The sequence below is a fragment of the Pseudomonas sp. MPC6 genome, assembly GCF_006094435.1.
GTDB lineage: Bacteria > Pseudomonadota > Gammaproteobacteria > Pseudomonadales > Pseudomonadaceae > Aquipseudomonas.
In genome coordinates, this window is sequence record NZ_CP034783.1 from 2,292,067 (window position 1) to 2,311,665 (window position 19,599).

Genomic DNA, 19,599 nt, shown 5'->3' on the forward strand with positions numbered 1-19,599 from the left:
TCGAGCATTGGCTTGGCCGGTTTAGAACAAAGGGAGAGCTATAGTGCTATTCGCGGTAGCGATATTGGGTGGCTGGATATAAGAGTTAAAACATTTTCCTTGCAAGTTATGGCGCCACAGAGGGCGCCTTGTCAATTATTAAAGTCGCTCGTGCTCGAAGGCCGTCATCACTTCTTTTGCGGTATCAATAAACGACTGCAATAGCGGCGAAGTGTTACTGCTGCGCCATCCAAGCATCACTTTTACCAAGGGCATCTGCCCCTGAATAGGCCGGTATGTAAGGTGCTCAAGGTGAATGCGCTGAACAGAACTCGGTACCAGGGCCAGGCCTACGCCTGAGCTGACGAGGCCCAGGCAGGCATAAATCTGGCCGACCTCCAGTGCCGCGTTGGGTGTGAAACCTGCTTCCGCGCAAAGGCGATAAATCATGGTATGAAAATCGGGAGCCAGTTTGGGCGCGTACAGGACAAAGCGCTCGGTGGCGCACTGACTCAGCGCCACGCTGTCCTGGGACGCCAGCGGGTGGTGCTCCGGGATCGCAAGTACGAAGGGTTCTGTCAGCAGCGTCTCGGTGCTGATTCCGTCGAATTGCGATGTGGGGCGCATGAAGGCGATATCGACATCGCCTCGCAGGAGCGCATCGGCCTGGTCCACCACAGGGAACCAGCGCAGGACCACTTCCACATCCGGGAAGCGTTCGCAAAAGGCGCGGTAAATCGGCGGCAGCAGGGTATAGGACATATGTTCGAAGAAGCCCACGGACAGCCGGCCAATCTCTCCGCGTTCGGCGCGTTGAGCCTCCAGTGCCGCGACATCCGTGGCCCGTAGAATCTGCTTGGCATGAATATAAAATACCTGGCCGGCATCTGTAAGTTGCACATGACGCTTGGTCCGTTGAAATAGCGTTACGCCGAGCTCCTCTTCTAATTGACGAATCTGTTGACTCAGAGGCGGCTGGGCAATGTGCAGTCGTAACGCGGCCTGAGTGAAACTCAGCTCCTCCGCAACTGCAATAAAATAGCGCATGTGCCGCAGGTTCATATTAATACCTTTTTAATATTATTCTTGATCAAATTATATATTGGAAGTCTCGGAAGTCAACTCGTAAGATGTCTTCCGTGGCCTCAAGACAGTGGCTCAATACATTGATTCTGCTCTTATCGGAAGACATTTTCTGCCATTTGAAAACGGCGCAACTATAGGAGAGATAAGTTGGATAACAAGATTCTCAAGCGCGCAATCGATAGAGTGTTGACACGCATTGACGCGACCCTCGATCAGCCCGGCCAAGGGTTTCCCCATTACGCCGACCAAACCACTGGTGAATGGACTCGTAGTCCGGCAGGTGACTGGACGGGGGGATTTTGGGTGGGCATGCTTTGGCTTGCCGCCTGGCATACAAAAGAGCCGCGTTACCATGATCAAGCGCGGATCTGGGCCGAGCGCCTTGGGCCACGCGCTTCGTCCCAATCGGCGTTCAAGGGCTTTCTCTTCTGGTATGGCACCGAGCTGGGCGCTGAGCTTCTGAACGACGAAACGGCGCGCAATTTGTCGTTGGCAGGCACTCGCGGATTGCTCGACATGTACAACCCCCAAGCGCAATTGATTCCCTTGGGCAAAGAGGCCGAGGAGGCCTCGGATGTCGGCAGCAACGAGGCAAACATCGATGCGCTGCCAGGGCCGGTTCCTTTATTGATCAAGCATGCGGCAGCGCTTGACTCCCTCGAGATTGCTCGCAATCACCTTCGCCAACATATCGCACTCTGCGTGCGCGATGACGGATCTGTCTGTCAGTCCGCCAGTTTCGATCCGCAAACCGGGGCATTGCTGCGCCGTTACACCCATAAGGGCATTCACGGCGAAAGCACGTGGACTCGTGCCCAGGCGTGGGCGATGGTTTCCCTCGCTCAGGCGCTCAATCGCGGAGAAATGGAATTCCGAGACGTCGCCATTCAGGTTGCTGACTGGTGGCTGGAACATCAGCCCAAGGACCATGTGGCGTACTGGGACTTCGATGATCCGGCAATTCCCGATACCAGTCGCGACACCTCGGGTGCTGCCATCGCCGCGGCTGCATTGTTAAAGCTTGCTGTCTGCCTGCCGGAAAGACGTGAGCGTTATCGGCAGTCCGCAGAGGCGATCGTCGAGGCATTGGTGCTGCGCTATCAGACCCCGGTCGATGCCAGCGACTCCCGCCCCGTCGGCATCCTCACCCATGGTTGTTTCAATCGAAAGCTCGGTGTCGCAATGGAAAACGAGCTGATCTGGGGTGACTACTTTCTTTTCGAAGCCCTGTTGGTGCTCGACGGTCGCCTGGCTTCCGAGCGGGTATGAGCACACAAATCAGTCACAAGGAGACAGCCATGCCTGAGTTCAATAGTCCTCATCGCGGAGAGGTTTCGTCCCTCATCGGCACGCAGACCAGCTACACCCGCACAGTCAGTGAATACGATATCTACGCGTTTGCCGGGATCAGCGGTGACAACCATCCCAATCATGTCGACGAGGAGTATTGCAAGCGCGTCGGCTTGGGCGCTCGGGTGGCCCAGGGGGCAATGTTGGTGGGTTACATCGCTGGCGCCGTTACCAAGTACCTGGGGCTGATCGACCGCCCGGCCGTTTCCTACGGATACGACCGGGTACGTTTCACCCAGTCCGTATTCATTGGTGACACCTTGACCGTGAGCTACCGCATCGCCCGTGCCGATGATGAGAAGAAGCGGCTTTGGGCAGAGGCGGTACTGACCAACCAGCACGGCGACACCGTGTGCGTCGGCACCCACATCATTCACTTCCAAGAGTAACGCCCTCGGCACTCATAAAAACAAGAGGAGAGTGTAATGACCAAAATATGCTCGGCTGCCGAGGCCGTGGCCGATATTCAGTCTGGCCAGACGGTTGGCTGTGTCGGTGTTATCGGATGGCTCACGCCGGATACCTTGCTGCAGGCGCTGGCGCAGCGTTTCGAGGAGAGTGCCTCGCCCCGGGATCTAACTTTTTTCTTTCCGGTCAGCGTTGGCGACGCGATGGACATCCGTGGGATGGATCATGTCGCGATAGAAGGCTTGATGAAGCGCGTCATCTCGGGCAACTACATCAATACGCTGGATCCGAAGACCGGAAAACGTCCGCAAATGATGCGCTTGATCCGCGAGAACAAGGTCCAAGCCTATTGCTGGCCCATCGGCGCGACCATGCATTGGCTCCGGGAAGTGGCGCGCCGCGGTCCGGGTTACCTCACGCGCATCGGCCTGGGTAGTTACATCGACCCGCGCCAGCAAGGGGGTAAATATACGGCGTGCGCTGAGGAAGATCTGGTCAAGCTGGTGGAGTTCGAAGGCCAGGAATATCTGTTTTATCCTGCTCGACCAGTGGACGTAGCCTTGCTGCGCGCAAGCAGTGCCGATGAGTACGGCAACCTCAGCTTCGAAGACGAGCCGATCACTTCCAGCGCCTTGGCCATGGCGCTCGCGGTAAAGGCCTGTGGCGGCACAGTGATCGCGCAGGTCCGCAAGATCGTCCCCCGCCAGGCGCGGCCGGTGCACGCTGTGCGTGTTCCCGGCGAACTGGTGGATCGTGTTGTCGTTGCCCCTCAAGCCATGATGACCACCGAGGTCGTGTATGACGACAGCTACCTGGGGGGGCAGCTCTTTCCTGGTGGCTGCTCGGTAGTACTGCCGGCCGGTGCCGACAAGATTATCGCCCGGCGGGCGGCTTGCGAGATTCGTCCGGGCGTGCCGAGCATCTTTGGCTTCGGCGCATCTTCCGATATCCCGGGCGTGATGATGGAAGATGGCGCCTTCGATGGCGACGGACTCCTGCGTCACCGCTTTACGACGGAGCACGGTCCGTTCGGTGGCATCGTCATGAGCGGCTGGCAGTTCTCCGCCAATAAGTATCCGGAGGCGCTGCTCGATGGCCCGGCCCAGTTCGACTTCATCAATGGCGGCAACTGCAAGGTCGCAGCGCTGGCGTTCGCCCAGTTCGATGAAAACGGCAACGTCAACGTCAGCCGATTCGGCGCTGCGAACCCGGGGCCTGGCGGGTTCATCGATATCGCCTACAACGCTGAAACCTTGATTTTCACCGGCACCTTCACGACCGGTGGGCTGGAGGTGGCGTACGAGGGTGGCGAGTTGCGCATCGTGCGTGAAGGATCGGTACGCAAGTTCGCCCGCCACGTGCAGGAAATTACCTATCCGGTGCGCCTCAACGTCGCCACCCGTGGCCAGCGCGCCATGCTCATCACCGAGCGGGCGGTGTTTGCCATCGAGCCCGATGGGCTGGTGCTGACGGAAATCGCTCCCGGGATCGACCTGCAAAGCCAGGTACTCGATCTGATGGACTATGCCCCGATGCGCATAGCCGACCCCTTGCCCCTGATGAATGCGGCCGTGTTCAAGTCCTGAGCACGCCATCGTCGCGCCAATAAACGAGGAGATTCCACGCTATGGCTGTTATCAACTATTTGACCACCATCCAATTCGAACAGGGCGCAATCGAGCTATTGCCGTCCGAGCTTGATCGCCTGGGCATACGGCGGCCCTTGATCGTCACCGACCAGGGCGTGCGCGCTGCCGGGCTGCTTGATCGCGTACTCGGGACCCTGGCCTCGCCTCCCGCCGCGATCTTCGACCAGACGCCAGCCAATCCCACCGAGGAGGCGGTCGTCGCCGCTACTGCGATGTTCAAGGACAATGACTGCGATGGCATCGTTGCCCTGGGTGGCGGATCGCCGATCGATCTGGGCAAAGCGACGGCGCTTCTGGCCACCCATCCTGCGCCGCTGCAGCAGTATTCGGTGGTGGATGGCGGTGTCGGGCGAATCACCGATAAAGTCGCGCCACTGGTGGCGATTCCCACGACGGCAGGGACCGGCAGCGAAGTAGGGCGGGCCGGCGTTATCGTGATGAAGTCAGGGCGCAAGCTTGGCCTGTTGAGCCCTTATCTGCTGCCTAAAGTGGCCATTTGCGACCCGGATCTGACGTTGGGCCTGCCGCCGATGTTGACAGCGGCTACCGGCATGGATGCGATCGCCCACTGCATCGAGACCTTCCTGGCGCCTGCCATCAACCCGCCGGCCGAGGCCATTGCCCTGGATGGTTTGCGTCGGGGCATGGCCAATATCGAGCGCGCGACGATCGATGGCAGTGACCGGGAGGCGCGCTGGAACATGATGATGGCGGCGACTGAAGGCGCGATGGCGTTTCAGAAAGGACTGGGAGCGGTGCATGCCCTGTCCCATCCCCTGGGGGCCGTGCCCGGCATTTCCTTGCACCATGGCACCCTCAATGCGGTGCTGCTGCCGGCAGTCATGCGTTTCAACCGGCCAGCCGTCGGTGCCAAGTACGAGGCGTTGGCCCAAGCCATGGGACTGAGTGCAGGCGTCGCCCCGGATGAAGCCATTGCCCGGTTGACCGCCCGCCTGGGTCTGCCCGTGAGCCTTGGCGCGATGGGCCTGGACCGGGCTGCGCTGCCTGAGATTGCCCAGGCCGCCCTCAAAGACCACTGCCACGCCACCAACCCCCGTCCTGCCACCGCAGAGGACTACCTGCGGATGCTCGAGGAGTCTTATTGATGAATGAGCAACATGTAATGATTCGCGATGCCGTCAGGCGGTTCGCCGAGCAGGAGATTGCACCGGTCTCCGAACGCCTTTGGGAGGAGCAGGAGTTTGCCTATCAGGTCTGGAAGCAGGCCGGAGAGTTGGGCTTCCTCGGCCTTCCCTACCCGGAGGAGCACGGTGGCGGTGGCGGGGACTGGCTTGGCTTTACCATTGTGCTGGAGGAAATCGCCCGGGTAGACGCGGCTGTGGCATCGTCCATGATGGCCAATTCCACGCCCGCCAGCCTGATCAACAACTATGGCACTCCTGCGCAGAAGGAGCGCTACTTGCGCCCCATCATCGACGGGACGCAGGTCGGCTGCATTGGGCTGACTGAGCCGAATGCAGGCTCGGACGCCGCCAATATCCAGACCCGTGCCGTTCTGCGAGACGGTCAGTGGATCATCAATGGTTCCAAGACCTTCATCACCAATTCGGGTACCGACATCACCGGTCCGATCGTGATCGCAGCCGTTACCGGCACGAGGGACGACGGGCGCAAGGAAATCTCCAACTTTATCCTGCCGTCCGATACCGCCGGTTTCAGTCTGGGGCGCAAGCTGCAGAAGATCGGTTGGCGCGGATCGACCACTTATGAACTGTTCTTCGAAGATTGCGTGCTGCCGGCCGACCATCTACTCGGCGAACAAGGCGCGGGGCTCAAGCAGACCCTGGGCAACATAAGCACCGGGCGCATCCTGATCGGTGCGCTGGGGCTGGGTATTCTGCAAGGCTCCATGGAGCGCTCGGTCGCCTACCTGAAGGATCGCAGCGCCTTCGGCAAGCGACTCGAACATTTTCAGGCGCTGCAGTTCAAGGTCGCCGACATGGCCACCCATGCCCACGCCGCCCGCCTGATGCTCTACGACGCGGCCTCGCGCAAGGACGCCGGTTTGTCATGTGATGTCGAGGCGTCCATGGCCAAGCTCTTCGCTACCGAGAGGGCGATGGAGGCGGCTCACCAGGCGATCCAGATCCATGGCGGTAACGGCATCATGACTGAATACCCGGTCGCACGCGCTTTCGGCGACGCCAAGGTATTGGAGATCGTCGAAGGCACTTCCGAAATCCAACGCATGATCATTTCCAGGCAAGTGCTGAGCTAAACGCGTCCTGCAGCCTGTGCCGGTTCCGTTGGGGAGCCGGTCGTTCAGCTTTCTTCGGGGAAAATCAGCATGCCAGGCTCCAATCCTTATGACCTCGGCCTTGAGCAAAGTCCGGTCAACTACCGGCCTCTCACGCCGCTGGGCTTCATAGCCCGCACCGCCCAGGTATATCCGCAGCGGTTGGCGGTTATCCATGGTGCGCGTCGATACAACTGGTCCGAGACCTACGACCGGGTCTGCCGCCTGTCATCTGCGCTCAAGGCCGCGGGCATTGGCCGTGGCGATACGGTGGTATTGATCGCCGCCAACACCCCGGAGATGATCGAGGCGCATTTCGGCGTACCGATGTGTGGCGCGGTCTTGTGCACGGTCAACACCCGGCTCGATCCTGCGGCGATCGCCTATATCCTGATGCATTGCGAAGCCCGGCTCGTGATCAGCGACACCGAATACGCGAGCACCATCGGCCAGGCGCTGGCACTTTTGGAGCACCGGCCAAGGGTGATCGACATCGATGACACCGAGGGGCCGGGCGGCGAGCGCCTGGGTGAGCTCGACTACGAGGCGTTCATCGGCGCGGCTTCTACAGACGAGCATGGGCAGGAACCTGTGGACGAGTGGCAGCCGATTGCCCTGAACTACACCTCGGGCACCACAGGGCGTCCCAAAGGGGTGGTCTATCACCATCGAGGGGCTTATCTGGCGGCGCTTTCAAATATGCTCGACTGGCAAATGCCGCGCCACTCCATCTTCTTGTGGACCCTGCCCATGTTCCATTGCAATGGCTGGGGTTTCGTCTGGACCATGGCGGTCAACGCCGGCACTCATGTGTGTCTTCGCCGCTGTGAGCCGCAACGCGTGCTGTCGATGATTCGACAACACGGCGTTACCCATTACTGCGGCGCGCCGGTGGTGCACGCCATGCTGGCCCATGCGCCCAAGGAGTGGAAAGCCGGGATCAGCCACCGTGTTCATGGTCTGATCGGTGGCGCTCCGCCCCAACTGCCGGTGATTGCGGCGTTGCATCGAATGGGCATCGATCTTTTGCAGATATACGGTCTGACAGAGGTCTACGGTCCCGCTGTGGTATGTGCCGAGCACCAGGAATGGAGCGAGCTTTCCACCGACTTGCTGACCGAACGCAAAGGTCGACAAGGGGTGCGTTATACGGCTCAGGAAGATATGGCGGTCCTGGACCCCGAGGACTTCACGCCGGTGCCGCGCGATGGCCGCAGCATTGGCGAAGTGATGTTCCGCGGCAACATGACGATGATGGGCTACCTGAAAGATCCGCAGGGCACCGCCGAGGCCTTTTCGGGTGGCTGGTTTCATTCCGGCGATCTTGCCGTGGTGCATGAGGACGGCTACATCCAGATCAGAGACAGGGCTAAGGACATCATCATTTCAGGTGGTGAGAACATCAGTTCGGTCGAGGTCGAGGAAGTGCTTTACCGCCATCCGGCTGTCCGTACCGCGGCGGTGGTTGCCATGCCCCATGCCAAGTGGGGCGAGACCCCCTGTGCCTTTGTCGAGACGAGCCCTGACGCGAGCATCGGCGAAGCGGAACTCATCGCCCATTGCCGTTCCTGCCTGGCCCATTACAAGGTGCCGACGCGGGTCATCGTGGGGGATTTGAGCAAGACGGCAACTGGCAAGGTGCGCAAAGTCGAACTGCGTGAACATGCCTTGCGGCTGGCTACCAGAGATGCGGCCATCCCGATCGATTGAAGGACGTTCGAGACTGAAATTCCGGTTTCCGTAGGCCTGTTCGGGCTTGCGCGATGTTGTGCAAAAAAAATTCAACTGGATGCCTCATCCAGGTCGAGTGACGTTGCAGACGCGGACAGTGTCGGCGGCGATCACGACGGCCCGGTGGTTTCGGTATCCCTGCCTTTTGAGCGAGGAGACACCCATGAAAATTCTCGGCCATAACTACACTGGCGGTACCCGTCGCGGTGAAAGCGGCGTCTATCTGCATAGCTACGATGCGACCTCTGGCGAGAGGTTGCCCTATGCCTTCGTCCAGGCGAGCCTCGCCGAAGTCGATGCGGCTGCCCTGGCCGCCGCTTCGGCTTATCCCACCTATCGTGCATTGCCGGCTGTCAAGCGTGCGGAGTTTCTCGACGCTATTGCCGACGAACTGGATGCCCTGGGTGATGACTTCGTTTCCCTGGTAACCCGCGAAACCGCGCTGCCTGCCGGCCGTATCCAGGGTGAGCGTGGCCGTACCAGCGGCCAGATGCGGCTGTTTGCAAACGTGTTGCGCCGTGGCGATTTCTACGGTGCCCGTATCGACCTGGCGCAACCCGATCGCAAGCCGCTGCCGCGTGTCGATCTGCGTCAGTGCAAGATGGGCGTTGGCCCGGTGGCTGTATTCGGTGCCAGCAACTTCCCGCTGGCATTCTCCACGGCAGGCGGTGATACCGCCGCCGCCCTGGCTGCCGGTTGTCCGGTGGTGCTCAAGGCGCACAGTGGCCACATGGCGACCGCCGAATGCGTGGCCGATGCCATCATCCGTGCCGCGGAACGGACCGGCATGCCCAAAGGCGTGTTCAACATGATCTACGGCGCAGGCGTCGGCGAGGCACTGGTTAAACACCCGGCGATCCAGGCCGTTGGTTTCACCGGCTCGCTCAAAGGCGGTCGCGCGCTGTGCGACATGGCTGCGGCGAGGCCGCAGCCGATTCCGGTGTTCGCCGAGATGTCCAGCATCAACCCGGTTCTGGTGCTGCCCGAAGCGCTCAAACAGCGTGGTGCCAGCGTCGCCAACGAGCTGGCCGCTTCGGTGGTCATGGGCTGTGGCCAGTTCTGCACCAACCCCGGCCTGGTGATCGGCATTCGCTCGCCAGAGTTCTCCCGCTTTATTGAAAAACTCGCCGGCTTGATGGGCGATCAGCCAGGGCAAACCATGCTCAATGCCGGCACCCTGCGCAGTTACGAGAAGGGGCTGGCGGCACTGCATGCGCACAAGGCCATCAAGCATCTGGGGGGCCAGGCACAGGAAGGTAAGCAAGCCAGGCCGCAGTTGTTCCAGGCCGATGCCAGCCTGCTGCTCGAAGGCGACGAGTTGCTCCAGGAAGAGGTTTTCGGCCCGACCACCGTCCTGGTCGAAGTGGCTGACAAGGCCGAGTTGATCAAGGCGCTGCATGGTCTGCACGGTCAGCTCACCGCGACCCTGATTGCCGAGCCAGACGACCTGGCTGCATTCGCCGAACTGGTGCCGGTGCTGGAGCAGAAGGCCGGCCGTTTACTGCTCAACGGCTACCCGACCGGCGTCGAGGTGTGCGACGCCATGGTGCACGGCGGGCCTTATCCCGCCACCTCGGATGCGCGCGGCACCTCCGTCGGTACGCTGGCCATCGACCGCTTCCTGCGCCCGGTGTGCTACCAGAACTACCCGGACGCGCTACTGCCGCAGGCGTTGAGGAATGCCAACCCGTTGGGCATTCAGCGTCTGCTGAACGGTTGCAGTACCACCCAGGCGATATAAGGCCTCATCCGCAGATTCTGATGCCTGTCGGTTCGCCGGGTATCTCGACTTAGTGCCGTTTGGGATCGCCGATTTACCACCTAACAAGAAGAGAGAGCTATGCACGTACTTCGTCCCACCCAGGTTTTTCTGCTGTCAGGCCTTACTGGGGCTTTCGGCGTTTGTTCATCCGCTTCGGCTGAGTTCCTTGCGGACAGCAAGGCCAGTCTGGACATGCGCAATTTCTATATGAACCGAGACTTCCGCCAGCCAGCGGCCCCACAAAACAAGGGCGAGGAGTGGGCGCAAGGCTTCCTGTTGCGCTACGAATCCGGCTACACCGAAGGACCGGTGGGCGTGGGGGTCGATGCGCTTGGTCTGCTCGGCATCAAGCTGGATTCGAGCCCGGATCGCGCGGGCGCCACCGGTCTGCTACCGCGTGGCACCGAGTCGAGGACGGCACCCGATGACAACAGCGAGCTTGGCCTGACTGCCAAGCTCCGGGTTTCCAAGTCCACCCTCAAGGCAGGGACCCTGATTCCCAAGCTGCCGGTATTGCAGCCCAACGATACACGGCTGCTGCCGCAGACCTTCCAGGGTGGCTGGCTGAACTCGACGGACCTCGCGGGTCTGACCTTCGACGCCGGTCGCCTCACCCAGGTGAACCAGCGCGACTCGACCAACCGCGAAGACATGACAGTCATGAAAGGCCCCAGGCGCAACATCGTGACCGGGGCGAGGGCTACCACCGACCAGTTCGACTTTCTCGGTGGCGATTACAGGTGGAGCAAGACGCTCAGTACCGGCTACCACTACGCGCAGTTGGACGACCTGTACAAGCAGCATTATCTGACGGTGATGCATGTGTTGCCCATTGCCGAGGGGCAGGCGCTGAAATCCGATCTTCGTTGGGCCCGATCGACCGATGACGGCAGCAGCAATGTCGACAACCAAATGCTCGGCGCCATGTTCACCTATTCACTGGGCGCGCACGCCTTCGGTCTCAGCTACCAGAAAATGAGCGGCGACACCGGTTTCGCCAACGTTCAGGGCACCGATCCGTACCTGGTCAACCTCCTGCAAATCAACGACTTCGGCAATCAGGACGAGCGCTCCCTGCAAGCCCGTTACGACTTCAACTTCGCCGGCCTCGGCATTCCCGGCCTGACCTTCATGACCCGTTATGCAAAAGGCGACCAGGTCGACCTGGGAGTAGCTTCGGGAACCGGCAAGGAGTGGGAACGTAATACCGACATCGGCTATGTGATCCAGAGTGGCGCGCTGAAAAACGTCGGCATCAAATGGCGCAACGCGACTTATCGTTCGAGCTTTGCCAGTGACATCGACGAGAATCGCCTGATCGTCAGCTACAGCCTGCCGCTCTGGTAAGGCTGTTGCGTCGATGTCCATGGCGGCGCCGCCGCGGTTATCGGTTGATGCCGTAACCGCGGTAGTGGCGTGTCGGATGACCTTGATGCCTAAAAGCGAAACGTAGAGCGCAGCACCAGTATTTGCGAGTTGTTGCCGCCGGCGCTTTTGATCGCCGAACCGATGTCGGAGAACAAATAATCAAGGTCAACGGAAACGTTAGCGGTCGGCGTCCAATTGGCGTTGGCCTGATACAGGGTGCCCAGGCGTTTTCCGCTGCTGGCGGTTGTTCCGGGCGCTGTGGTCATGCCGGGCAAATAGACGCCGTCATCGTTGCTTTCTCGCCAGGCAGCAAATATGCCCGGTTCGAAACGGAACTTGTTGAAGTGAGTCGGCTTTTCCGACGAGCGTGGGGGCTGCGAAAGTCGAGGTAGACGCTCGGTCATTCGCGCGCGATAGTGGCCAGCCAAGTGTTGCTGAACCATGGACCGATCGACGGGCTTGAGAAATAGATAGACGCCCCGATGATAGGCATTGAGGCCGATAACAATATCGCTTCAAGCGAGCGGAGGAATCTGATGTCGATTGCCCAACGGGTTTTCCACGGCAGGTTTGGCCGGGTCGCCTTGCTGGACATGGATCGTTCGCTGGTTACCCACACCCATTCCGAATGCCATGTGCTGGTCAAAGTGTCCGGCGAGGACACTTACTTCAACGTCAACGGGCGGCGGGTGCCGCTCAGCGATCGCACGGCGGTGCTGGTCAACGCCTGGGAGCCGCATTTCTACGATCCGCAGCCGGGTGCCGGTGCCACTGTAATCCTGGCGCTCTACATCGAGCCTGCCTGGCTGGCCACTGCCCAGCAGTCGCTGGCGCTCAGCGCTCGCCCGGACTTTTTTGCCCGGTCATGCATCGAGCTGTCGAGTCGTAATCGCACCTTGGCCGATATCCTGGTCGCCGAAGCCCATGGCTGCGGGATCGTGCCGAAAGAGCGCATGGAATTCATGCTGTTCGACTTCCTGATCGAACTGATCGAGGACTTTTCCAGCTGGCGGCATTTGTCGCTATTGGGGGCGCCGAGTTCAGGTGAGTTCCGGGACGCGCGCGTGCGCCGTGGCACCGCCTGGTTGCTTGAGCACCTCGATGATCCGCACCCGATCGACAACGCCGCGCGGGCTTGTGGTCTGTCCCGGGCGCACTTCTTTGCGCTATTCAAGAAAGATACCGGCATGACGCCGACCCTGTTGCTTAACGACGCGCGCATGCGCCGGGCTTTTGCCTGGCTGGAGCGTGAGCGCAGTGGAACCTTGGGCCTGTTGTCGGAGAACCTCGGGTTCTCCGAGCAAGGTCATTTCACGCGGTTTTTTCAGCAACACATCGGCGCCTCTCCCAGCCAGTACCGGAGGGTAGTGGATAGTTATGCGACGGTTTGAACCGAGAGGAGGGCGGGGGGGATTGGGCAATGCTCCCGCCGATGAAGTGAGTCTTTCATCTTGAAAGCTGGCGGTTTGTATCGGTTGCGAAAGTCGTAGAGTCTACTAATCGAGGCCGTGGTTCAGCTCGCTGAGTTAAAATTTTATCCATAAGTTGGCGATCAGGCATTTCTCCAGGGCGAATTCGGCTCTGGGTTGTTTTGCGATCTTGAATGCTCTCTTCTGTCAAACAAGTAGCCGTTTGTTCGAGTTCGGCCCAGTGCTAAATCGGGCTATGTCAGTTTCCCGCCATTATCCATCCTCTAACGCCATGATGTTTACTCAGCTCTTTCACGACTCGGGCCGCGTCCTGCTTCTGTTTGTACGGGCCGACGACGACAAAGTTGTTTTCTTTACGCGCTACCGGCAACCCCAGCTGCTGAATGGCTTTTTTGGCGCGATGGCGCAGGAGACGCTTGCATGGCCGGTTGGTTGGCGGCGGAGTTGCTGGGGATCTCAGACCTGCGCGCGCCTCTCCAGGCGTGCCGGCAGAACCAAGCAGTCGAAGGGTTTTTCCAGATCGAAACCCCTGTTGTAGACGCCGTCGTGATTGGCCTTCCAGAACTCCAGAAACCTGCGTCAGCACGGGAGCGGCTTCGCTTCATAGGATCAATGCGCAGGATTAAACACTGCAAGGGCGTTAATGGATCCATTAAAAGCTGGTACAGGCAAAAAAGCTTGACTTTGCCGGGTGAAAATCGATCAAATGGATCCATAAGAATAAACCTGGCCTGGAGATCCCCATGTATCCGAAAAACACCTGGTATGTCGCCTGCACCTCCGACGAGATTGCTGAGAAGCCCTTGGGGCGGCAAATATGCGGTGAAAAAATCGTTTTCTATCGCGGCCATGAAGGGCGTGTTGCCGCCGTCGAGGATTTTTGCCCGCATCGCGGCGCCCCCTTATCGCTTGGGTATGTCGAGAACGGCAACCTGGTCTGCGGCTACCACGGCCTGGTGATGGGCTGTGACGGCAAGACCGTCGAAATGCCGGGGCAGCGGGTGCGGGGCTTTCCGTGCAACAAGGCGTACGCCGTTGAAGAGCGTTACGGTTTTATCTGGGTCTGGCCTGGGGAGCAGGACAAGGCCGACCCTGCGCTGATCCACCATCTGGAATGGGCTGTCAGCGATCAGTGGGCCTATGGTGGTGGGCTGTTCCATATCGGCTGCGACTATCGCCTGATGATCGATAACCTGATGGACCTGACCCACGAAACCTACGTGCACGCTTCAAGCATTGGCCAGAAGGAAATCGATGAAGCGGCGCCGGTCACCACCGTTCAGGGTGACGAAGTCGTCACCGCGCGGCACATGGAAAACATCATGGCGCCGCCGTTCTGGCGCATGGCCCTGCGGGGTAACAACCTGGCCGACGACGTGCTGGTGGACCGTTGGCAGATCTGCCGCTTCAGCCCGCCCAGTCACGTATTGATTGAGGTGGGGGTGGCCCACGCCGGCAAGGGCGGCTACAACGCAGCGCCGCAACACAAAGCCGCGAGCATCGTGGTCGACTTCATTACACCAGAAACCGACACCTCGATCTGGTACTTCTGGGGTATGGCACGCAACTTCAATCCGCATGACGAAGCGCTGACCGCGAGCATCCGTGAGGGCCAGGGAAAGATCTTCAGCGAAGACCTGGACATGCTTGAGCAACAGCAGAAAAACCTGCTGGCCAACCCTGAGCGCAACTTGCTCAAGCTCAATATAGATGCCGGTGGCGTGCAGTCCAGGCGAGTGCTGGAGCGCATCATCGCCCGAGAGCGGGCCCCGGCGGTCGAGCTGATCAGCTCGGTCAAATAGCGACGGCGAGCGCCCTCGAACATACCGCGGTCCACTCCCATACCCATTTTTCGCGGCCACTGCGGTGGCCGGTCTTGAAGGTGCGACATGATTGAAGTCGTCGTGACATCCCGCAACAACGAAGCGTTGGATATTTGCAGCTACGAGCTGACCTGTGCCCAGGGTGGGGAGCTGCCCGGCTTCACTGCCGGCGCCCACATCGACATACACTTGCCTGGCGGGCTGATCCGCCAGTACTCACTGTGCAATCACCCTCAAGAGCGCCATCGCTACCAGATCAGCGTGCTCAAGGACGCAGCCTCGCGCGGTGGTTCTCAGTGCATGCATGAGCAGGTCAACAGCGGCGATCGGCTGTACATCAGCGAGCCGCGCAACCTATTCCCGCTGGTGGGTGAAGCGCGGCGTAGCCTGTTGTTCGCCGGCGGTATCGGCATCACCCCGATTCTCTGCATGGCCGAGCAACTGGCCGACAGCGGCGCCGATTTCGAACTGCATTACTGCGCGCGCGCCGGTGACCGTGCGGCTTTTGTCGAGCGACTCAAGGGGGCACCCTTTGCCGACCGCGTGCATCTGCATTTTGATGAAGACCCCGATTCGCGCCTGGATGCCGCCAAAGTTCTCGCCGGTCCGGCACCGGACTTGCACCTGTATGTCTGTGGTCCTTCAGGCTTCATGCAGCATGTGCTCGACAGCGCCAGGATCCAGGGCTGGAGTGAAGCGCAATTACACCGTGAATATTTCGCCGCAGCGCCGGTGGATACCAGTACCGATGGGTCGTTCCAGGTGAAGCTTGGCAGTAGCGGTCAGGTGTTCGACATTCCTGCCGACAAGACGGTGGTCCAGGTGCTGGAAAGTCACGGTGTCGAGATCGCGATTTCCTGTGAGCAGGGTGTTTGTGGAACCTGCCTGACCCGTGTGCTGGAAGGGGTGCCTGAACACCGTGACCTGTTTCTCACCGAAGAGGAGCAAGCTGCCAATGATCAGTTCACACCCTGCTGTTCGAGATCCAAATCGGCGTTGCTGGTGCTGGACCTCTGAATCAAGCGATCATTCGCCGCGCGCGATCACTTTCATCCGTTCGCTACTGTTGCCGCTCGCACCGAACACCTCGGCGTAACGCAGGGTCGCATTGGCATGTTCGCGCATGATGGCTTCGGCGCGAGCACCCTGGCGACTGACCAGAGCGTCGACCACCGAGTGGTGTTGCATGTGAGCGAAATTGAAGCGCCGGTATTCGCGTGCCATGTCTTCGCGATCGAAAGCCAGCGCAGACACTGAAGCGAAGGGACGATGGTCATTGCGCGCCAGGGCTTCGGCGATGGCCGGATTGGCGCTGCTTTCGACGATCACCTGGTGAAAGCGCATGTTGAGGTCATGAAACGCCTCAAGGTCTTCTTCTGTCACGTAGCCTTTTTCGAACAGTGCATCGCCTTGCACCAGGCATTCGTGCAGTGCCGCCTGCGCTTGCTCGCTCAATCCACGTTCGGCACTCTGCCGTGCGGCCAGCCCCTCCAGCACTCCACGCACTTCCACGGCGCCGGCAATATCGTCGGCACTCACCGAGCGCACCTGATAGCCCCGTCCGCCGTGGCGTACCAGCAAGCCTTCCTGCTCGAGGGTCAGGAAAGCCATGCGCACCGGCATGCGCGAGACGCCGAAGCGATCCGCCGTCGGAATCTCCATCAGCCGCTCGCCCGCCGCCAGCTCACCCGAGGCAATCATTTTGCGCAGTGCCACTAGCACCATTTGACCGGGTTTACTCATGCAGGCGACTTCCAGAGAGGGGGTTCGCCATAGTAACGCAAGGAGGGGGAGAGCTGCAGGGGCGACAAGCGCCCCTGCCGGGAGGATCAGAGTGACAGAGGGTAGTTGATGATGATACGGGTCTGATCGAAGTCACTGTTGAAGCTGCGACGGTTGGTGGCGTTGTTGACGCGCACGCTAAGGCTTTTCAGTGGACCGCTTTGCAGGGTGTAGCTGACCTCAGTGTCGCGCTCCCATTCCTTGCCATCGCTGCCCGCCTTGGTGGTGGCGTTTTCGCCGTGACCGTAGCGGGTCATCAGCAACAGGCCGGGGATGCCGGCGGCAGCGAAATCGTAGTCGTATCGAGCCTGCCAGGAGCGTTCGTCGGCGTTGCTGAAATTACCGTTGAACATGTCGTTGCCCAGGGTTCGCCCGCTACTGCCATATACCGACATCCAGGCGGTGTCGCCGCTGACCTTCTGCAGTCCCAGATACAGGGTATGGCCGCCAAGTTTGGCCGAGAACAACCCGTAGGCGGTGTGGCTTTGCACATTGCCGATACGTGCGCTGCCGTCTTCCTTGTCGCTGAAATAGCCCAGGTTCGCGCCGAGGGTCCAGTCACCGAACTGCTGCTTATGCAGCAGGTTCAGATAGCTTTGCTGATAGATGTCTTCGAGCCGCGAGTGCCAGGCGCCGATCAGGGTCTGTTGTTCGTTGAAGCGGTATTCGGCACCCGCATAGTTGAAGCTGTCCGACATCACGGTGGGCGCTGCCCAGGCCGAGAGGTCTTGCATGTCTGAAGAGTTGCGCAGGCTCACGGCGGTGTATTGACCTGCTTGCAGATTCAGTCCCGGCAACTCTCGGGACACCAGCATGGTGCCCTGAAAGGTCTGTGGCAGCAGGCGGCCGTCATCGTAGCGCAGCAGCGGGATGTCCGGCATGAGCTCACCGAGCATCAGTTCTGTGGCGGATAGGCGCATTTTTGCGGCCACGCCAACGCGCCCGTAATCGTCGGCGGAGTGGCCGTCATCATGCACCGGAAGCAGTTCCGAGCCGCTGCGTTGTGGGCCGCTGTCGAGCTTGAGGCCAAGCATCGCTATACCGTCAATGCCAAAACCGAGCACACCAGGGGTATAGCCAGAATTGAACTTGAGGATGGCGCCTTGGGCCCATTCTTCTATCTTGCTCTTGCTGGCGCCCGGGTCGTTGAAATCACGATTGAAGTAGTAATTGCGCAGTACCAGGCTGGTCTTGGAATCCTCGAAAAAGCCACCGTTCTCAGCATGCGCTGAAGGTAAGAGGGCGATCAGGATTGCACCGCCGAGCAAGGCCCGGGGAGGGAGGGGGGAACGAGTCATTATTATTGTATTCCTGGAGGATGTAGTCAGTAGCGAGGGCGGCCCCTCGCTACTCTTGGCCTAGGGTCAAGCCTGGCTGAATTGGGCGTCAGGTTGCTGTTTGGCTTCAGGTCGCAGTAGCAGCAACACGGCTGCGGCGATGACGAAAACCACGGCAAACACCCCATACAGATGCAGTGGCTGCCAGCCGCTATCGAGCAACAGGCCGGCCATGGTCGGCGAAAGAATCGCGCCGATCCGCCCGATACCGATGCCCCAACCGACGCCTGTTGCTCGTACCGAAGCGTCATAGACAATCGGCGACAGCGCGTACAAGCCCGCCACGCAGCCATTGGCAAACAGCCCGATCAACAGGCCCAGTCCGAGGGCCATGGATACCGATGAAGCCGAGTCAACGAACAGGACCAGCAAACCTGCCGTAACCAGCATGAACAGCGACAGCACACGGGTCAGACGCCAGCGCGAGGCCATGGCGCCAATCAGGGCCGCGCCGAAAATACCGCCGACGCTCAGCAACACACCGCCACTGATCCCTTGCTGTGCCGATAGCCCTGCCGATACCAGCAGCTTCGGCGTCCAGCTCATCACGAAGTAGAAGCCGAACATCACCAGGAAGAACAGTAGCCAGATCAGCAGGGTCGTGCGCCGTGACGCCGGTGAGAGCAACTGCGCCAAGCGCCCGCGGCCTGAAGTCGGTGCCGAGAGGGCGGCGGGCAGCTCGCGCAGTGGCGGCTGACCGAGGCGGGCGGCCAGGCGATTGATGCGTGCCAAGGCGTTGTCGGGGCGGCGGGCTATCAGAAAGTCCAGCGACTCGGGCAAATACATCAGCACCAGTGGAATCACCGCCAGGGTTACGGCACCACCGAATATGAATACCGAGCGCCAGCCAAAGTGCGTTAACAACCACACTGACAGCAGGCCACCGAGGGTCGCACCCAAGGCATAACCGGTGGATTGCAGGCTCACCGCCAACCCACGCCAGCGTTTGTTGGCGTATTCACTGGCAATCACGTTGCTGCTGGCCAGGATCCCGCCGATTCCCAAGCCGGTCAGCCCACGCAGCAGCGCCAGTTGCAATGGCGACTGGCTCAGTGCCGACAACAGCATGCCGGCCCCTGAGAGCAGCAGGCAAAACAGAATCAATGGTCGACGACCAAAGCGGTCCGCCCACGGTGCAATAAACAGAGAGCCTGCCGCCATGCCAAACAACCCGGCACTTAACAACAGCCCGATCTGCGCGCCGTTCAGGCCCCATTCGGCAGATACCGAGGAGGCCGTGAAGGCCATCACCAGCACGTCGAACCCATCGATCATGTTCAGGACAATACAGATACCCACGGCCAACCACTGGAACGAAGCCATCGGCCGTTCATCTACTACGTTCTTGAGCGCGACAGTCATAGCTGCTGCCCCTTGAGACGAGGTTGCGTACAGGTAAAACGAGAAAGGCACACGAAGGTGGGTACAAGCCAAGACTTGAGCCCGATTGAGAAGTCACTCATCACGACACCCTTGTTATTTTTATGAGCGGGCAGGCGTTTTACCTGACACCGTGTGATGCCAGTCAATCGTTTTATGGATCCATTGAAAAGTGTTTGTTAGGGAGTTTTTATCTGTTTTTCTATGTTTATTATTAAAAACCTTTAAAAACAAATACTTACGAAATATAAAAGTGT

General features: G+C 59.9%; 16 protein-coding genes. 11 read left to right on the forward strand and 5 right to left on the reverse strand.

Annotation, left to right across the window (positions count from 1 at the left end):
• Positions 1-138 precede the first annotated feature (138 nt).
• On the reverse strand, positions 139-1,041 hold the full coding sequence (locus ELQ88_RS12830; protein WP_069556822.1) for a LysR substrate-binding domain-containing protein: 903 nt from the start codon (positions 1,039-1,041) through the stop codon (positions 139-141).
• A gap of 171 nt (positions 1,042-1,212) precedes the next feature.
• Between ELQ88_RS12830 and ELQ88_RS12835 the strand changes: the two genes are divergently transcribed.
• The 8 genes from ELQ88_RS12835 to ELQ88_RS12870 all read left to right on the forward strand — a co-directional run bounded on the left by ELQ88_RS12835 (position 1,213) and on the right by ELQ88_RS12870 (position 11,569).
• Positions 1,213-2,334 (forward strand): glycoside hydrolase family 88 protein, encoded by a 1,122-nt coding sequence (locus ELQ88_RS12835; RefSeq protein ID WP_083348741.1) that lies wholly within the window; start codon positions 1,213-1,215, stop codon positions 2,332-2,334.
• Between the two features lie 29 nt (positions 2,335-2,363).
• Entirely contained in the window at positions 2,364-2,804 is a 441-nt protein-coding gene (locus ELQ88_RS12840; RefSeq protein WP_069556824.1) for a MaoC/PaaZ C-terminal domain-containing protein, read from the forward strand.
• A gap of 36 nt (positions 2,805-2,840) precedes the next feature.
• Entirely contained in the window at positions 2,841-4,409 is a 1,569-nt protein-coding gene (locus tag ELQ88_RS12845) for a CoA-transferase (RefSeq protein ID WP_138965436.1), read from the forward strand.
• Positions 4,410-4,450: 41 nt separating this feature from the next.
• Positions 4,451-5,578, forward strand: a complete 1,128-nt coding sequence (locus tag ELQ88_RS12850; RefSeq protein ID WP_069556826.1) for an iron-containing alcohol dehydrogenase — start codon at positions 4,451-4,453, stop codon at positions 5,576-5,578.
• Positions 5,578-6,711 (forward strand): acyl-CoA dehydrogenase family protein, encoded by a 1,134-nt coding sequence (locus ELQ88_RS12855; RefSeq protein WP_069556827.1) that lies wholly within the window; start codon positions 5,578-5,580, stop codon positions 6,709-6,711. Before ELQ88_RS12850 ends, ELQ88_RS12855 begins: the two co-directional genes overlap by 1 nt.
• Before the next feature lie 69 nt (positions 6,712-6,780).
• Positions 6,781-8,439: an acyl-CoA synthetase gene (locus tag ELQ88_RS12860; protein WP_138965438.1), complete on the forward strand. Its 1,659-nt coding sequence runs from the start codon at positions 6,781-6,783 to the stop codon at positions 8,437-8,439.
• 184 nt (positions 8,440-8,623) lie between these two features.
• The gene (locus ELQ88_RS12865; RefSeq protein ID WP_138965440.1) at positions 8,624-10,201 is read left to right on the forward strand and encodes an aldehyde dehydrogenase (NADP(+)); all 1,578 of its coding nucleotides are present in this window, start codon (positions 8,624-8,626) and stop codon (positions 10,199-10,201) included.
• A gap of 99 nt (positions 10,202-10,300) precedes the next feature.
• On the forward strand, positions 10,301-11,569 hold the full coding sequence (locus ELQ88_RS12870; protein ID WP_138965442.1) for an OprD family porin: 1,269 nt from the start codon (positions 10,301-10,303) through the stop codon (positions 11,567-11,569).
• Positions 11,570-11,658: 89 nt separating this feature from the next.
• Here ELQ88_RS12870 and ELQ88_RS12875 read toward each other — a convergent pair whose 3' ends face one another.
• Complete coding sequence (locus ELQ88_RS12875; protein WP_228761603.1) at positions 11,659-12,033, reverse strand: alginate export family protein; 375 nt, start codon at positions 12,031-12,033, stop codon at positions 11,659-11,661.
• 93 nt (positions 12,034-12,126) lie between these two features.
• Between ELQ88_RS12875 and ELQ88_RS12880 the strand changes: the two genes are divergently transcribed.
• The 3 genes from ELQ88_RS12880 to ELQ88_RS12895 all read left to right on the forward strand — a co-directional run bounded on the left by ELQ88_RS12880 (position 12,127) and on the right by ELQ88_RS12895 (position 15,860).
• On the forward strand, positions 12,127-12,981 hold the full coding sequence (locus tag ELQ88_RS12880; RefSeq protein WP_138965444.1) for an AraC family transcriptional regulator: 855 nt from the start codon (positions 12,127-12,129) through the stop codon (positions 12,979-12,981).
• 782 nt (positions 12,982-13,763) lie between these two features.
• Entirely contained in the window at positions 13,764-14,822 is a 1,059-nt protein-coding gene (locus ELQ88_RS12890) for an aromatic ring-hydroxylating dioxygenase subunit alpha (RefSeq protein ID WP_138965446.1), read from the forward strand.
• A gap of 87 nt (positions 14,823-14,909) precedes the next feature.
• Complete coding sequence (locus tag ELQ88_RS12895; RefSeq protein WP_138965448.1) at positions 14,910-15,860, forward strand: PDR/VanB family oxidoreductase; 951 nt, start codon at positions 14,910-14,912, stop codon at positions 15,858-15,860.
• Between the two features lie 9 nt (positions 15,861-15,869).
• On the opposite strand, the gene ELQ88_RS12900 is transcribed toward ELQ88_RS12895, so the two are convergent.
• The 3 genes from ELQ88_RS12900 to ELQ88_RS12910 all read right to left on the reverse strand — a co-directional run bounded on the left by ELQ88_RS12900 (position 15,870) and on the right by ELQ88_RS12910 (position 19,324).
• Entirely contained in the window at positions 15,870-16,586 is a 717-nt protein-coding gene (locus ELQ88_RS12900) for a GntR family transcriptional regulator (RefSeq protein ID WP_138965450.1), read from the reverse strand.
• 86 nt (positions 16,587-16,672) lie between these two features.
• Positions 16,673-17,923 (reverse strand): OprD family porin, encoded by a 1,251-nt coding sequence (locus ELQ88_RS12905; protein WP_138965452.1) that lies wholly within the window; start codon positions 17,921-17,923, stop codon positions 16,673-16,675.
• 66 nt (positions 17,924-17,989) lie between these two features.
• Entirely contained in the window at positions 17,990-19,324 is a 1,335-nt protein-coding gene (locus ELQ88_RS12910; protein WP_138965454.1) for an MFS transporter, read from the reverse strand.
• Positions 19,325-19,599: the final 275 nt, after the last annotated feature.

Excerpts from the sequence above, each read along its gene's own strand:
- ELQ88_RS12830 (WP_069556822.1), bottom strand. The coding sequence starts at position 1,041 with ATGAACCTGCGGCACATGCGCTATTTTATTGCAGTTGCGGAGGAGCTG.
- ELQ88_RS12840 (WP_069556824.1), top strand. The coding sequence starts at position 2,364 with ATGCCTGAGTTCAATAGTCCTCATCGCGGAGAGGTTTCGTCCCTCATC.
- ELQ88_RS12845 (WP_138965436.1), top strand. The coding sequence starts at position 2,841 with ATGACCAAAATATGCTCGGCTGCCGAGGCCGTGGCCGATATTCAGTCT.
- ELQ88_RS12850 (WP_069556826.1), top strand. The coding sequence starts at position 4,451 with ATGGCTGTTATCAACTATTTGACCACCATCCAATTCGAACAGGGCGCA.
- ELQ88_RS12855 (WP_069556827.1), top strand. The coding sequence starts at position 5,578 with ATGAATGAGCAACATGTAATGATTCGCGATGCCGTCAGGCGGTTCGCC.
- ELQ88_RS12860 (WP_138965438.1), top strand. The coding sequence starts at position 6,781 with ATGCCAGGCTCCAATCCTTATGACCTCGGCCTTGAGCAAAGTCCGGTC.
- ELQ88_RS12865 (WP_138965440.1), top strand. The coding sequence starts at position 8,624 with ATGAAAATTCTCGGCCATAACTACACTGGCGGTACCCGTCGCGGTGAA.
- ELQ88_RS12870 (WP_138965442.1), top strand. The coding sequence starts at position 10,301 with ATGCACGTACTTCGTCCCACCCAGGTTTTTCTGCTGTCAGGCCTTACT.
- ELQ88_RS12875 (WP_228761603.1), bottom strand. The coding sequence starts at position 12,033 with ATGGTTCAGCAACACTTGGCTGGCCACTATCGCGCGCGAATGACCGAG.
- ELQ88_RS12880 (WP_138965444.1), top strand. The coding sequence starts at position 12,127 with ATGTCGATTGCCCAACGGGTTTTCCACGGCAGGTTTGGCCGGGTCGCC.
- ELQ88_RS12890 (WP_138965446.1), top strand. The coding sequence starts at position 13,764 with ATGTATCCGAAAAACACCTGGTATGTCGCCTGCACCTCCGACGAGATT.
- ELQ88_RS12895 (WP_138965448.1), top strand. The coding sequence starts at position 14,910 with ATGATTGAAGTCGTCGTGACATCCCGCAACAACGAAGCGTTGGATATT.
- ELQ88_RS12900 (WP_138965450.1), bottom strand. The coding sequence starts at position 16,586 with ATGAGTAAACCCGGTCAAATGGTGCTAGTGGCACTGCGCAAAATGATT.
- ELQ88_RS12905 (WP_138965452.1), bottom strand. The coding sequence starts at position 17,923 with ATGACTCGTTCCCCCCTCCCTCCCCGGGCCTTGCTCGGCGGTGCAATC.
- ELQ88_RS12910 (WP_138965454.1), bottom strand. The coding sequence starts at position 19,324 with ATGACTGTCGCGCTCAAGAACGTAGTAGATGAACGGCCGATGGCTTCG.